This window comes from Roseateles sp. 22389 (assembly GCF_052044995.1).
Classification (GTDB): Bacteria; Pseudomonadota; Gammaproteobacteria; order Burkholderiales; family Burkholderiaceae_C; genus Roseateles.
Genome location: NZ_JBQEOF010000002.1, coordinates 175,345 through 189,475, shown reverse-complemented (window position 1 = coordinate 189,475; position 14,131 = coordinate 175,345). Strand labels below are relative to the sequence as shown.

The following is a 14,131-nucleotide window of genomic DNA, read 5'->3' as shown; positions in this document are numbered from 1 at the left end:
TGCGCGTCCGCGTCGCCGCGGCCGCGGTCGCGCTACCCGGGTGCGGGTCTCGCCGCTCGCATGGTCGCCCGCCGCGCTGCTCGAGCCCTCGATGCCGCGCACGCCTGCCGCGTCGCTCTTGACCTCCACGCCGCTCACGCCCCGCACCTCGCGCCGTTCAGTCGGGCGCCTTCAGCAGGTAGCCCAGCCCCCGCAGCGTGACCAGCCGGGCGCCGTCCGCGGGCAGCCGCTTGCGCAGCCGGTAGGCGACGACCTCGACCGCGTCGGGCTGCACGTCCAGGTCGTCGGCGAAAACGATCTCGGTGAGCCGTTCCTTGGCCACCGCCTGGCCCGGTCGCGCCAGCAGCGCGCGCAGCAGCGCGGCCTCGCGCGGCGGCAGGTCCAGCGGCAGGCCCAGGTGGTAGATCGCGCCGCTGTCGGCGTCCACGCGCAGGCCGCAGAAGGCCTCGTCCTCGTGCGTGCCCGCGGCCGCCGGCGCACCGCCCGCGCCGCGGCTGCGGCGGGCGAGGGCGCGCACCCGGGCCTCGAGTTCATCCAGGTCGAAGGGCTTGGGCATGTAGTCGTCGGCGCCCAGGTTCAGGCCCAGGATGCGATCGCCCACGGTGCCGCGCGCGGTCAGGATGATCACCGGCGTGGCCAGTTGCGCGGCGCGCGCGGCCGAGAGCAGCTCCAGGCCGTCGATGTCGGGCAGCGACAGGTCCAGCAGCACCACGTCCGGCGGCTGGGCGCGCCAGCGCTCCAGGGCCGGCCGGCCCTCGGAGAAGCCCAGCACCTGGATGCCGCGGCGCTCGAACGAGCGGGCCACCGTGGTCTGCAGCGCGGCGTTGTCCTCGACGAAAAGCAACCTCATGATCGGCAGTGTCCGCCAGCCGCCGCGCGGCCGCCGCTCAGGGTCAACCCTGAGCTTCCCGACAGCCGAATGAAAGCCGCCATGTGCACGATGCGCGGCACAACGACGTCGGGTGCGCGCTCTGCCCCGGCGCCGACAACCAAGGAGACACGAGCATGCGTCGAGACCAGTTCCTCAAGTCCGCGGCCGCCTTCGCCGCGCTGGGCGCCACGGGCGCGCTGCCGCTGAGCGCGCAGGCCGCCGCGGCGCTGAAGATCCTCGTGCCCGCCAACCCGGGCGGCGGCTGGGACATCACCGGTCGCGCGCTGGGCAAGGCCCTGCAGGACGCCGGCGCCGCCGGCGCGGTGACCTTCGAGAACAAGGGCGGCGCCGCCGGCGCCATCGGCCTGGCGCAGTTCGTCAACGCCGCCAAGGGCGATCCGAACGCGATGATGGTCATGGGTGCCGTGATGCTGGGCGGCCTGATCACCAGCAAGCAGCCGGTCACGCTGACGCAGGCCACGCCGATCGCGCGCCTGACCAGCGAATACAACGTCTTCGTGCTGCCGGCCAACTCGCCCTTCAAGACGATGAAGGACGTGGTCGAGGCGCTGAAGAAGGACCCCGGCTCGGTGAAGTGGGGCGGCGGTTCGCGCGGCGCCACCGAGCACATCGCCGCGGCCATGCTGGCCCGCGAGGTCGGTGTCGACGCGACCAAGGTCAACTACGTCGCCTTCCGCGGCGGCGGTGAGGCGGTGGCCGCGATCCTGGGCGGCAACGTCTCCATCGGCGGCAGCGGCTACAGCGAGTTCCAGCCCTACATCGAGAGCGGCAAGATGCGCCCGATCGCGATCACCGCGCCGCAGCGCATCAAGGGCCTGGACATCCCGACCATGAAGGAGCTCGGCTACAACGTCGAGATCGGCAACTGGCGCGGCGTCTACGGCGCGCCCGGCATCACGCCGCAGCAGCGTCAGGTGCTGATCGACATGGTCGTCAAGGCGACCAAGTCCAAGGCCTGGACCGAGGCGCTGGAGAAGAACGGCTGGACGCCGGCCGTGCTGACCGGCAAGGCCTTCGAGGACTTCGTCGACGCCGAGTTCGCGTCGCTGCGCGCGATCATGCACAAGTCCGGCATGGTCTGATCCCGGGAGGCCCGCCATGTCCGATTCTTCCTCCAAGGCCGTGGCCGGCCACCCGACCGCCACCGTGCCCGGCGCGGCGTCCTCGGCGCTTTCGGCGTCGGATGTCGTCGACACCACCCCCCATCCGCTGTACCAGACCCTGGTCGGCGTGGGCGCGGTCGTCGTCGGCGCGGTGATGGCCATCGGCGCCGCCGCCATCCCCGGTGACGCCGGCTACGGCGGCGTCGGTCCCAACGCGCTGCCGTGGTTCGTCGCGGTGGTGCTGATCGTCTGCGGCGCCTGGCTGGTGTGGGAATCCCGCACCGGCGGCTTCCGCCAGATGGAGCCGCCCTCGGGCGCGCCGCGCGCCGACTGGGTGTCGGCGGCCTGGGTCGCCGGCGCGGTCATCGCCAACGCGGCGCTGATCACCACGATCGGCTTCGTGCTCGCCTGCACGCTGTGCTTCGTGCTGGCCGTGCGCGGCCTGCGCCGCGCCGAGGGCAAGGGCCATGGCGGCGCGCGCCAGCTCCTCATCGACGTCGTCACCGGGCTGCTGATCGCCGCGCCGGTGTTCTGGCTCTTCAACAAGCTGCTCGCCCTCAACCTGCCGGCCCTCACCGCCGGCGGCTGGCTCTGAGCCTCCTGGAGTCCTGACATGCAAGACCTCTGGACCCACCTGATGGGCGGCTTCGCCACGGCCGCCTCGGGCGCGAACCTGATGTGGGCCTTCATCGGCTGCGCGCTGGGCACCGCCATCGGCGTGCTGCCCGGCCTCGGCCCGGCCGTGACCGTGGCGATGCTGCTGCCCATCACCGCGCAGGTCGACCCGACCGCGTCGATGATCTTCTTCGCCGGCATCTACTACGGCGCGATGTACGGCGGCTCGACCACCTCCATCCTGCTCAACACCCCCGGCGAGACCGGCACCATGGTGACCGCGCTGGAGGGCTTCAAGATGGCCCGCCACGGCCGCGCCGGCGCGGCGCTGGCCACCGCGGCGATCGGCTCGTTCTTCGCCGGCACCATCGCCACCGTGCTGGTCACGCTGTTCGCGCCGGTGCTGGCGGACTTCGCCGTCACGCTGGGCCCGCCGGAGTACTTCTGCCTGATGCTGCTGGCCTTCACCACCGTCAGCGCGGTGCTGGGGCAGAGCACGCTGCGCGGCATGACGGCGCTGTTCATCGGGCTGGCGATGGGCCTGGTCGGCCAGGACCAGATCACCGGCCAGATCCGCTACACCGCCGGCGTGCCCGAGTTCCTGGACGGCATCGAGACGGTGCTGGTGGCGGTCGGCCTGTTCGCGGTGGGCGAGACGCTCTACGTCGCGCTCTACGAGGGCCGCAGCAACCTGATGATGAACACCATGGGTCGCGTGCACATGACGCGCCTGGAGTGGAAGCGCTCGATCCCGGCCTGGATCCGCGGCACCGGGCTGGGCTTCCCGTTCGGCGTCATCCCGGCCGGCGGCACCGAGATCCCGACCTTCCTGAGCTACGCGACCGAGCGCAAGCTGTCCAAGCACAAGGAAGAGTTCGGCACCACCGGCGCGATCGAAGGCGTGGCCGGGCCGGAGGCGGCCAACAACGCGGCGGTGACCGGCACGCTGGTGCCGCTGCTGACGCTGGGCATCCCGACCTCGGTGACGGCGGCCATCCTGCTGTCGGCGCTGCAGAACTACGGCATCCAGGCCGGGCCGCAGCTGTTCACCACCTCGTCGGCGCTGGTGTGGGCGCTGATCGCGTCGCTGTACATCGGCAACGTGATGCTGCTGGTGCTGAACCTGCCGCTGGTGGGCCTGTGGGTGAAGCTGCTGCGCATCCCGCGCGCGCCGCTGTACGCCGGCATCCTGATCTTCGCGACCGTGGGCGTGTACGGCATGCGCCAGAGCGCCTTCGACCTGTACCTGATGCTGGCCATCGGCGCGATGGGCGTGGTGATGCGGCGCTTCGACTTCCCGACCGCGCCGGTCGTCGTCGGCATGATCCTGGGCCCGCTGGCCGAGGCGCACCTGCGCAACGGCGTGGCCATCGGCGGCGGCCACTGGGGCGTCTTTTTCGAGCGCCCGCTGTCGGCGGGGCTGCTGGCGGTCGTGGTGATCGTGCTGCTGCTGCCGCGCGCGCTGAAGTGGCTGGGCGCGCGCAAGGCGCGTCAGCAGGCGGCGACCGCGCTCGGCTGAGCGCCGCGTCGGACGCGCGAAGGGCCCCCGCGGGGGCCCTTCTTCATTGGATCTTCGTTGGGACCTTGGCGGTCCGCCGCACGATGGGACGGCGTCGGCATGCCGCCCTCGTGGCAGAGGCGCGACCGCGCGCCGTCGTCGTCAGCGAGCGGCGCCGGCGGCCGTGGCGGCCTGGCGCTGGCGGGCGAGGGCGGTGGCCTGCGCCTCGTCGGGGACGACGGTCGTCGGCCAGCCCTGCAGGTGCTGGGTCGCGATCGCCGAGAGCGCGCGGATGTGGGCCGGGCGGTCGTTCAGGCAGGGGATGTAGCTGAAGCGCTGGCCACCGCTGTGCAGGAAGGCCTCGCGCGCTTCCATGTCGATCTCCTCCAGCGTCTCGATGCAGTCCGCCGAGAAGCCGGGGCAGACCACGTCGACCGACTTCAGCCCGCGCCCGGCCAGCTCGCGCAGCGTGGGCTCGGTGTAGGGCTCCAGCCAGCGCGCCTTGCCGAAGCGACTCTGGAAACTCACCTTGTACTGGGCGTCGGACAGCCCCAGCGCCTCGGCCAGCAGGCGGCCGGTCTTCAGGCACTCGCAGTGGTAGGGGTCGCCCAGCGCCAGCGTGCGCGCGGGCATGCCGTGGAAGCTCATCAGCAGCAGCTCGCCGCGGCCCTCGGCCTTCCAGTGGGCGCGCACGCTGTCGGCCAGCGCGGCGATGTAGCGCGGGTCGTCGTGGTAGCGGTTGACGAAGCGGAACTCCGGCAGGTGGCGATGCGCCAGCGACCAACGCGCGACGTCGTCGACGACGCTGGCGGTGGTCGCGCCCGAGTACTGCGGATAGGCCGGCAGCACCAGCACCCGCGTGGCGCCCTCGGCGCGCAGCGCGTCGAGCTGCGACGCGATCGACGGGTTGCCGTAGCGCATCGCCGGCAGCACCTTGACGCGGTGGCCCTGCTCGCCGAGCAGGCCCTGCAGCAGCGCGGCCTGCTTCTTCGTCCAGACCAGCAGCGGCGAGCCGTCCTTGGTCCAGATGCTGGCGTACTTCTTCGCCGACTTGGCCGGCCGGGTGCGCAGGATCACGCCGTGCAGGATCGGCCACCAGGCGGCCTTGGGGATCTCGATGACGCGCGGGTCGGACAGGAACTGCGCCAGGTAGCGGCGCGTGGCCTCGGGCGTGGGCGCGTCGGGCGTGCCCAGGTTGACCAGCAGCACGCCGATCGTCGGCGCGCGCCCATGGACGTGGTCGGGTTCGGGACGGAAGCTCATCCGGCGAGGAGAAGGAAGGACAGGGAAGGGCGGCGGTCGTGCTGCGGTTGGGCGGCGCGCTCAGAGGCCGCCGCGGCGCATCAGCATCGGCGAGGCGGCCTCGGCCAGGTGCAGCACCTCGAAGCGCACGGTCGGTGCCTGCGTCTCGGACGGCGGCCCGCCCAGGCCGATCGCGCCCGCGCCGTGCAGCGTGCAGGAGCCGCGGCGCAGGCTCAGCGTCTGGCCGCCGGCGCCGAAGCGCACGAAGGTGCCGTTGTAGCTCAGGTCGGTGAGGCTGAAGCTGCTGCCTTGCCAGTCGATGCGGGCGTGCGAGCGGCTGACGCGGACGTCGGTGATGCAGTAGGTCGCCTGCGTGCTGCGGCCCAGCACGATGGGCATCTGCTCGATGTCGAAGACGCGGTCCAGCTCCTGCCAGACCAGGCGGATGCCCTCGGGCGCGGCGCTGCGGACGATGTCGCCGAACTGCGTCGCCGCCGCGTCGCCGCGGCCCTGGTCCAGCACGTAGATGTGGACCGGCTCGGCGCGGCCGCGCACGCTGATGTGGTCCAGGCTGCGGAAGCGCGACTTCTGCGCGCTGGTCAGGCCGTGCACCACCTCGGCGGTGACGACGGTCTCGCCATCGCCGGCATGGTCCAGCAAGCGGGCCGCGACGTTGACCGCGTCGCCGAAGCAGTCGCCGTGGATCTCGACCACCTCGCCGCGCGCCAGCGCGATCTGCAGGTGGGTGTGGCGCAGCCGCTCGCTGCGGGCCGAGGTCTTGACCAGCAGCTCCTGCATCCGCATCGCGGCCTTGATGCCGTCGCGCGGGTTGTCGAAGGCGGCCATCAGGCCGTCGCCCAGGGTCTTGATGATGTCGCCGCGGTTCTCGTCGACCGCCTGGCCGATCAGCGCGACCGTCTGCGTCACCAGCCCCGAGGCCTCCGCGTTGCCCAGGGTCTCGAACAGCGCCGTGCTGCCGCGCAGGTCGGCAAACAGGACGGAGCGCTCGCGGATCTGGGTCATCGGCCTTGTTGGAGCTGCGGTGTGAAGGGAGTCTCAGTGTAGCCGCGCCACCCTCGGCGCCGCGTGGTGATTAGCCCTCGCCTCGGGGGCCTGTCGGCCCGGGTGCGACACCTCTCCCCCGACGGGCGGGCGAATGCCGGAGCACGCCCGGGACGACAGCGCCCGGCCATGAAAAACCGGCCAGCGTCCGAAGACGGTGGCCGGTCGATGAGGCAAACCCGGTGCCCGAGTTCGGCAGCCGTCTGGCCGCCGAAGGGGCGGGGGATTTACAGGTTGTCCAGGTAGGTGCGCAGCTTGTCGCTGCGCGACGGATGCTTGAGCTTGCGGATCGCCTTGGCTTCGATCTGGCGGATGCGCTCGCGGGTGACGTCGAACTGCTTGCCGACTTCCTCCAGCGTGTGGTCCGTGCTCATCTCGATGCCGAAGCGCATGCGCAGCACCTTGGCCTCGCGCGGGGTCAGGCTGTCGAGGATGTCCTTCACCACCTCGCGCAGGCCGGCCTGCATGGCCGCCTCGATCGGCGCGGTGTTGTTGGTGTCCTCGATGAAGTCGCCCAGGTGGCTGTCGTCGTCGTCCCCGATCGGCGTTTCCATGGAGATCGGCTCCTTGGCGATCTTCATGATCTTGCGGATCTTGTCCTCCGGCATCTCCATCTTCTCGGCCAGCGTCGGCGCGTCCGGCTCGAAGCCGAACTCCTGCAGATGCTGGCGCGAGATGCGGTTCATCTTGTTGATCGTCTCGATCATGTGAACCGGGATGCGGATGGTGCGGGCCTGGTCCGCGATCGAGCGGGTGATGGCCTGGCGGATCCACCACGTCGCGTAGGTCGAGAACTTGTAGCCGCGGCGATATTCGAACTTGTCCACCGCCTTCATCAGGCCGATGTTGCCTTCCTGGATCAGGTCCAGGAATTGCAGCCCGCGGTTGGTGTACTTCTTCGCGATCGAGATGACCAGGCGCAGGTTGGCCTCGATCATTTCCTTCTTCGCGTCGCGCGAGGCCTTCTCGCCCTCGTTCATCCGCTTGTTGATGCCCTTGAGGTCGTCCAGCGGCACCACGGCCTTGCCCTGGATGTCGATCAGCTTCTGCTGCAGTTCCTGGATCGCGGGCAGGTTGCGCGACATGATGTTCGCGTACGGCTTGCCCGAGGCCACTTCCTTCTCGGCCCACTGCAGGTTCAGCACGTTGGGCGGGAAGGTCTTGATGAAGTGGTCCTGCGGCATGCCGCACTTGTCCACGACGATCTTGCGGATCTCGCGCTCGAAGCGGCGCACGTCGTCGACCTGCGAGCGCAGGATGTCGCACAGCTTCTCGATGGTCTTGACGGTGAAGCGGATCGTCATCAGCTCGGCGCTGATGGCCGCCTGGGCCTTGTTGTAGTTGGCCGACTTGTAGCCGTCCTTCTCGAAGGCCTTGCGCATCTTGTCGAAGTTGGACGCGAGCGAGTCCAGCTTCACCAGCGCCGCGTTCTTCAGCTCTTCCAGCTTCTTGGTCAGGGCCTTGGAGCCGCCGGCGCCGTCGTCGTCGTCCTCTTCGTCGAACTCGTCGAAGTCTTCCTCGGCGACGTAGTCGTCCGCCTCGTCATCGGAGACGAAGCCGTCCACCGCTTCCGAGATCTGCATCTCGCCGGCGCGGATCTTGGCGGCCATGGCCAGGATCTCGGCGATGGTCGTCGGGGAGGCGCTGATCGCCAGCATCATGGCCTGCAGGCCGCCTTCGATGCGCTTGGCGATCTCGATCTCGCCCTCGCGGGTCAGCAGCTCGACGGTGCCCATCTCGCGCATGTACATGCGCACCGGGTCGGTCGTGCGGCCGAATTCGGAGTCGACGGTCGACAGCGCGGCTTCCGCGGCTTCTTCCGCTTCCTCCTCGGTGGCCGTCGGGGAGGTCGAGCCCTGGATCAGCAGCGTGGCGGCGTCGGGCGCCTGCTCGTACACGGCGATGCCCATGTCGTTGAGCATCGACACGATCGCCTCGAGGATTTCCTCGTTGATCAGCTTCTCGGGCAGGTGGTCGTTGATTTCCTGATGCGTCAGGAAACCCCGCGTCTTGCCCATCTTGATGAGGGTCTTGAGCTCCTGGCGGCGCTTGGCGACTTCCTCTTCGGTGAGCGCGGTCTCGTCCAGGCCGAACTCGCGCATGAGCGCGCGCTCCTTGGCGCGGCTGACCTTCATGCGCAGCGGCTTGGCCTTGGGCTTGTCCTCGCCCAGCTCCTCGACCTCGGCGGTCTCGACTTCCGCGTCGGCCTCGCCGTCGCCCTCGACCTCGCCGTCGGCGTCCGCGTCGCCGAAGTCCTCGTCCTCTTCCTCGACCTTGGCCTTGCCGGCGGGTTTCTTCGACTCGGTCTCGGCCTTGGGCTTGCGGCCGCGCTTGGGCTTGTCATCGGCCGAAGCGGTGGCGGTCTTGGTGGTCTTGGCGGCGGCCTTCGCGGCCGGCTTCTTGACTTCTTCGGTTTCTGCGGCGGCGGCCTTGGACGCGGTCTTTTTGGCGGTCATGCAGTTCCTCGGTGGCTCGGGGCCAGTAGGTGAATGCGGGGAAATTCGCGGTGATGCAGGCAATGCAAACGGCCACCTGCGTCGCCGGCGCCCACAAACTCCCGGCACTTGCGGGCTATGCGGCGCGACGAGCCCAGGCGGCTCGAACTCGTGCCCTGGACGACAGGTCGGGACGAACCGACCGCCATTCAAGGCTTGGCGCGTGAAGGCTAGCGTGAACCGTTGAAGTTGCAGCCCAGGCGGTAAAGGTTGGCCACTTTGAATATGAACCCAGGGTCAGCTGGGGGGCCGGGGACCGGTTGGCGCTGCGGTCACTCTTGACGCGCGAAAACCCTTGATTATCTGCGAAATCGGTTGTTTGGTCAAAAAGGCGGATTCATCCGCCCCGAAGAGCGCCCATGGAACGCCCATCGGGCGCCCTCAAACCGCCCTTAAACCGCTTTCAGGTCGCGGATCTGCCGCTGCAGCGACTGGAAACGCGCCATGTCCGGCTGCGGGCTGCGGGCGATGCGGTCGGCGTCCGCCTGCAGCTTGCCGATCCACAGCTTGCGCAGGGTTTCGCGGAATTCCGCCTCGAGGTGCTCGTCGCCGGGCGGGGCGGTCAGCGGGCCGCCGCTGACGCGCTGGGCGAGGTCCATCAGGTCCGCTTCCTGCAGCGCGACCTGCAGCACCGCCCAGGGCGTCGGGCCGTTGTCGACCAGGAAGCGCTCGAGCCAGGCGATCAACTGCCCATGTTCGCCGGGCAGTTCATGCAACAGCTGCAGGTCCTGTTCGCCGATCTGGTGCCAGAGCTCGCCGTGCAGCAGCAGCATCCGGACCGCGAGGTTCATCGGCGCTGGCGGCAGCTCCAGCGGCATGCCGATGGTCGGGTCCTGGTCGCGCTTGCGCCACTCGCCCTTGCCACTCCACTTGCCCTTGCCGCCCTTGCCCTTGAAGTCGCCCTTGGGCTCCCACTTGCGCTGGGGCTGGCCCGGCGGCGGTCCGCCGGACGCGACGCCCGCGTCGAGATCGTGCGGGATGTGGACCTCGTCCGGTCCATGCGAGCCCTCGTCGCCATAGGCCGAGGCGGGGATGTCGAAATACGGGTCCTCGTGGACGCCGTCCGTCGACGGAGCGACCGCGCGCGCGGCCGGTCTCGGCGCGGGCGCCGCGGCGGGCCGATCCGCGCGCGGACGAGTGCCCGGCGCGGCCGGCGGCAGCGCGTTGGCCCACAGCGCCTGCAGTTCCGCGTCCGGCAGCTGTGCGCGCCGTGCCAGCTCGCCCAGCAGCTGGCGCTTGAGCAGCCCCTCGGGCAGCGCCGCCCACAGCGGCTTGGCGACGCTGAGCATCCTGGCCCGGCCCTCGGGCGTGCCGAGGTCGCAGCCGTCGGCGGCGGTCTCCATCAGCTGGCGCGACAGCGGCACGGCGCCCTCGATGCAGCGCTCGAAGGCGTCCGCCCCCAGCTCCCGGACATAGGAATCGGGATCGTGTTCGGTCGGCAGGAAGAGGAACTTGATCGTCCGCGTCTCGTTGGCGTGGGGCAGGGCGGCCTCGAGCGCCCGGCCCGCGGCGCGCCGGCCGGCGGCGTCGCCGTCGAAGCTGAACACCACCGACTCGGTGAAGCGGAACAGCTTCTGCACGTGGTCCTGCGTGCAGGCCGTGCCCAGCGTCGCCACCGCGTTGCCGAAGCCGTGCTGCGCCAGCGCCACGACGTCCATGTAGCCCTCGACCACCAGCGCATAACCGCGCCGGCGCATCGCGGGCCGGGCCTCGTAGAGCCCGTACAGCTCCTTGCCCTTGTGGAAGACCGGCGTCTCCGGGGAATTCAGGTACTTGGGCTCGCCCTTGTCGAGCACGCGCCCGCCGAAGCCGACGACCTCGCCCAGCACGTTGCGGATGGGGAACATCACCCGGTCGCGGAAGCGGTCGTAGCGGCGCTGTTCGGCCTCGCTCTTGCCGGGGTCGTCCTGCAGGATGACCAGCCCGGTCTCGACCAGCAGCGGATCGTCGTAGGACGGGAAGGCGCTGGCCAGCGAGCGCCATCCATCGGGCGCGTAGCCCAGGCCGAACTGCAGCGCGATCTGGCCGGTGAGGCCGCGGCCCTTGAGGTACTCGATCGCGCGCGGGTTGCCCTTGAGCTGCTGGCGGTAGTGCTGGCCGGCCTTGGCCAGGATCTCGGTGAGCGTGGCCTGGCGCTGCTTCTGCGCCTTTTCCTGCTCGCGCTGCTGGGGGCTGCGGTCGTCCTCGGGCACCTGCATGCCGGCCTGCTGGGCCAGGTCCCTGACCGCGTCGATGAAGCCGATGCCCAGGTGCTCCATCAGGAAACCGACGGCGTTGCCGTGCTGGCCGCAGCCGAAGCAGTGGAAGGTCTGGCGCGAGGGGCTGACGGTGAAGCTCGGGGTCTTCTCGCCGTGGAACGGGCACAGGCCCTTGTGGTTGATGCCGGCCTTCTTGAGGTCGACATGGCGGCCCACGATGTCGACGATGTCGACGCGGGCCAGGAGGTCCTGAATAAAGCCGGGCGGGATCACCGCAGGAGTTTAAGTGATGGCCTGCGGCGGCCTCTCGCGGCCGCGGGCGACGGCGCCGCGCTGCCGCGCCCAGTCCAGCAGCGCCTGTGGCGGCAGCGGCTCGCACAGGCCGCTGCCCTGGCCGACGCGGCAGCCCATCTCGACCAGCGCCCGCGCATGCGCCGCCGATTCGACGCCCTCGGCCACGAGCTCGCAGCCGAACTGCCCGGCCAGCGCGATCACACCCTGCACCAGCGCCCGGTCCTGCGGGTCGACCAGCATGGTCTGGACGAAGGAGCGGTCGATCTTCAGCTGGTCCAGCGGCAACTGCTTGAGCACCGACAGCGTCGCGTAGCCGGTGCCGAAATCGTCCATCGCCAGCCGCAGGCCCAGGCGCTTGCAGTCGGTGAGCAGGCGGCGCGCCAGCACGACGTCGTCGAGCGCGCTGGATTCGAGCAGCTCCAGCACCAGCCGCTGCGGCGGGACTTCCGGATGGCGGGCCAGCAGGGCGGCCAGCCGCGCCGGGAAATCCGGCGCCGACAGATGACGCGGGCTGATGTTGACGCTGAGCGTGAGGTCGAGCCCTTCGGCCTGCCAGCGCCCGCATTGCGCGAGCGCCTGTTCCAGCACCCAGTGCCCGAGCGGGGCGGCCATGCCGCTGCGCTCCACCGACGGCAGGAAGGCCGCCGGCGCCAGCAGCCCGCGCTGCGGGTGGCGCCAGCGCAGCAGCGCCTCGGCGCCCTGCAGCTCGCCGGTGACGAGGTCCAGCTTGGGCTGGTAGTGGAGGCACAGCTCGCCGGCCTCCAGCGCCTGCTGCACGCGCAGCGCGGCCTGGGCCTGCGCCTCGCGGCTGCGGCGCTTCTCGACGTCGAAGAACTGCACGCCGTCGCGGCCGCTGCGCTTGACGCGGTACAGCGCATGGGCGGCATGGCGCATCAGGGTCTCGGCTTCGCCGCCATCCTGCGGGTACAGCGTCGCGCCGACGCTCGCGCTCAGCCGCAGCACGTCGCCGGGCGTGCCCGCCGCGCTGCCGAAGGTGTCGTCGTCGCGGGCGTCCTCGTCGCTGTCCAAGCCCAAGGGCGAGGTCGGCGTCTCCTCGGCCACCGAAGCGGCGGCGGCGTCGGCCGGGGCGTGGCCCGGCGATGCGTCGATCGGCCGGCGCACCACTTGGACGAGGCGTTCCAGCGCCAACTGCGCCTCCGCGGGGCTCTGCACGCGCAGCAGCAGGCCGAACTCGTCGCCGCCGAGCCGGGCCACCTCGTCGCGCCATTGCGGCTGCTGGCGCAGCGCCGTCGTCAGCCGACGAGCGAGCTCGCGCAGCGCCTGGTCCGCGCGCGCGACGCCATGGCGGCGGTTGAATGCGGCGAAGCCGTCGAGGTCCAGCCGCGCGACGCACAGCATCGAGCCGGGCCCGACATCGCGGCTGGCCTGCAGCGCGGCCTGCAGGCGGCGCTGGAATTCCTGCTCGTTGGGCAGGCCGGTCAGCAGGTCGAAGCGGCCGATCCGCTCCAGCGCCTGCTGCCGCTGCAGGTCCTGGGTGAGGTCGCTGAGCGCCAGCACGCGGTAGCGCGGCGGGCCCTCGGGCTCCGGGATCGAGGACACGGTGAGCCGCAGCGTGCGCGGCGGGCCGCCGGCGGCGCGGACCTTCACCAGTCCCTGCCAGTGGCCGGCAGGATCGGCCAGCGCCTCGGCGATCGCGTCGAGGTCGTGGCCGCTGCGATGCAGCTGCGCCGCCTCCATCGGCAGCGCCGGCCGGCCCAGCAGCCGGCGGCGCAGCGCCTCGGCGGTGTCAGGCGAGGGGCCGTCGTCCTCGATGACCAGCCCCGCCCCGGCCTCGAGCAGCTCGCCCATCAGCGTCCAGTAGGCCGGGTTGGCATCGAGCAGCCGGTGGTCGAGGTCGGTGATCGCCAGGCCTTCGTGCAGGTGCTGGAACAGGCCGCTGCTCAGGCGCTGGCGTTCCTCGGCGGTGCGGCGCCACTGGATGTCCTGCAGGCTGGCCAGCACCCGCCGGGCGTGGCCGCGCGTATCGCGGCGCACGACGCGCAGCCGCAACTCGTGCCACACCCAGTCGCCGTCGTCGCCGGGCAGGCGCAGCGGATGGTGCAGCGCATCGGCCGCGCCCGCGGCGTCGCGGCGCCCGGCCGAGGCGCGCTCGAGCGCCGGGCCGTTCAGCAGCGCCGGCAGCAGCTCCTCGAGCTTCATCCGGTCGACCGCATGGACCCGATCCAGCCAGGCCAGCGGCGCGGCCGGATCCGGCGGTCCGAGGCGCGCCTCCCAGCCGGCCGAGGCGGCGATCGATCCGCCCGGGATCCATTGCGCCAGCGACAGGCCGGCGCTGTCGATCTTGGTGCGCCATTCGCGGCGCTCGTCGAGCGCGCGGCGACGTTCCACCCGACCCTGCAGGACGACGCCCAGTCCCGCCAGAGGCAACAGCCACCAGGCGACCGCGCGCCAGGCGGGCCACCAGGCGCCCGCCAGCAGCAGCGCCACGGTGGCGGCGACCAGCAGCGCCGTCGGGACGGACGCGGGCAGGCGGCGCGGCGCGGCGGGCAGCGCCCAGACGGCGTGGGCGGACATGTCGGACTTCAAGGCGGCAGCGGCTCAGGAGGGGTGCGCCGCGCGCGGGTCGCGCGCGGAATCGGGCGGGATGCTAGCCGTGGCCTTGTCGCGGGTGGTCAGCGCATTCCCTGCCGCGGTGGGCGCGCCCCCCGGAATGGGGGTGCCTGGCCCCCGCACGACGCGGAGCCGGCACGGTGCCGGCAGGGAAAAGCGCC

Annotated in this window: 9 protein-coding genes; 3 read left to right on the top strand and 6 right to left on the bottom strand. The window is 71.2% G+C overall.

The annotated features are described in order from the left end of the window. Window positions 1–157 precede the first annotated feature (157 nt). Window positions 158–850, bottom strand: coding sequence for a response regulator transcription factor (locus ACTJKJ_RS03900; RefSeq protein ID WP_440819655.1), 693 nt, complete (start codon window positions 848–850; stop codon window positions 158–160). 155 nt (window positions 851–1,005) lie between these two features. On the opposite strand from ACTJKJ_RS03900, the gene ACTJKJ_RS03895 reads away from it, so the two are divergent. The 3 genes from ACTJKJ_RS03895 to ACTJKJ_RS03885 are packed head-to-tail and all read left to right on the top strand — an operon-like array spanning window position 1,006 to window position 4,129. Then, the gene (locus ACTJKJ_RS03895) at window positions 1,006–1,974 is read left to right on the top strand and encodes a Bug family tripartite tricarboxylate transporter substrate binding protein (protein WP_091723163.1); all 969 of its coding nucleotides are present in this window, start codon (window positions 1,006–1,008) and stop codon (window positions 1,972–1,974) included. A 16-nt stretch (window positions 1,975–1,990) separates the two neighbouring features. Then, a complete protein-coding gene (locus ACTJKJ_RS03890; RefSeq protein WP_440819654.1) occupies window positions 1,991–2,590 on the top strand; it encodes a tripartite tricarboxylate transporter TctB family protein in 600 nt (199 codons plus the stop codon). 18 nt (window positions 2,591–2,608) lie between these two features. Continuing rightward, window positions 2,609–4,129 (top strand): tripartite tricarboxylate transporter permease, encoded by a 1,521-nt coding sequence (locus tag ACTJKJ_RS03885; protein WP_091723168.1) that lies wholly within the window; start codon window positions 2,609–2,611, stop codon window positions 4,127–4,129. Window positions 4,130–4,270: 141 nt separating this feature from the next. Here the strand turns inward: ACTJKJ_RS03885 and hemH are convergent, their stop codons facing one another. The 5 genes from hemH to ACTJKJ_RS03860 form a co-directional block, all read right to left on the bottom strand. Beyond that, a complete protein-coding gene (gene hemH / locus ACTJKJ_RS03880) occupies window positions 4,271–5,371 on the bottom strand; it encodes a ferrochelatase (protein ID WP_440819653.1) in 1,101 nt (366 codons plus the stop codon). 60 nt (window positions 5,372–5,431) lie between these two features. After that, window positions 5,432–6,373 carry an adenylate/guanylate cyclase domain-containing protein gene (locus tag ACTJKJ_RS03875; protein ID WP_297385941.1) on the bottom strand — a complete coding sequence of 314 codons (942 nt, stop codon included), beginning with the start codon at window positions 6,371–6,373 and terminating at the stop codon, window positions 5,432–5,434. 266 nt (window positions 6,374–6,639) lie between these two features. Then, on the bottom strand, window positions 6,640–8,868 hold the full coding sequence (gene rpoD, locus ACTJKJ_RS03870; RefSeq protein WP_091723176.1) for an RNA polymerase sigma factor RpoD: 2,229 nt from the start codon (window positions 8,866–8,868) through the stop codon (window positions 6,640–6,642). A gap of 431 nt (window positions 8,869–9,299) precedes the next feature. Continuing rightward, complete coding sequence (gene dnaG / locus ACTJKJ_RS03865) at window positions 9,300–11,378, bottom strand: DNA primase (protein WP_440819652.1); 2,079 nt, start codon at window positions 11,376–11,378, stop codon at window positions 9,300–9,302. Window positions 11,379–11,387: 9 nt separating this feature from the next. Next, the gene (locus ACTJKJ_RS03860; protein ID WP_440819651.1) at window positions 11,388–13,934 is read right to left on the bottom strand and encodes a putative bifunctional diguanylate cyclase/phosphodiesterase; all 2,547 of its coding nucleotides are present in this window, start codon (window positions 13,932–13,934) and stop codon (window positions 11,388–11,390) included. Window positions 13,935–14,131: the final 197 nt, after the last annotated feature.

Excerpts from the sequence above, each read along its gene's own strand:
- ACTJKJ_RS03900 (WP_440819655.1), bottom strand. The coding sequence starts at position 850 with ATGAGGTTGCTTTTCGTCGAGGACAACGCCGCGCTGCAGACCACGGTG.
- ACTJKJ_RS03895 (WP_091723163.1), top strand. The coding sequence starts at position 1,006 with ATGCGTCGAGACCAGTTCCTCAAGTCCGCGGCCGCCTTCGCCGCGCTG.
- ACTJKJ_RS03890 (WP_440819654.1), top strand. The coding sequence starts at position 1,991 with ATGTCCGATTCTTCCTCCAAGGCCGTGGCCGGCCACCCGACCGCCACC.
- ACTJKJ_RS03885 (WP_091723168.1), top strand. The coding sequence starts at position 2,609 with ATGCAAGACCTCTGGACCCACCTGATGGGCGGCTTCGCCACGGCCGCC.
- hemH (WP_440819653.1), bottom strand. The coding sequence starts at position 5,371 with ATGAGCTTCCGTCCCGAACCCGACCACGTCCATGGGCGCGCGCCGACG.
- ACTJKJ_RS03875 (WP_297385941.1), bottom strand. The coding sequence starts at position 6,373 with ATGACCCAGATCCGCGAGCGCTCCGTCCTGTTTGCCGACCTGCGCGGC.
- rpoD (WP_091723176.1), bottom strand. The coding sequence starts at position 8,868 with ATGACCGCCAAAAAGACCGCGTCCAAGGCCGCCGCCGCAGAAACCGAA.
- ACTJKJ_RS03860 (WP_440819651.1), bottom strand. The coding sequence starts at position 13,934 with ATGTCCGCCCACGCCGTCTGGGCGCTGCCCGCCGCGCCGCGCCGCCTG.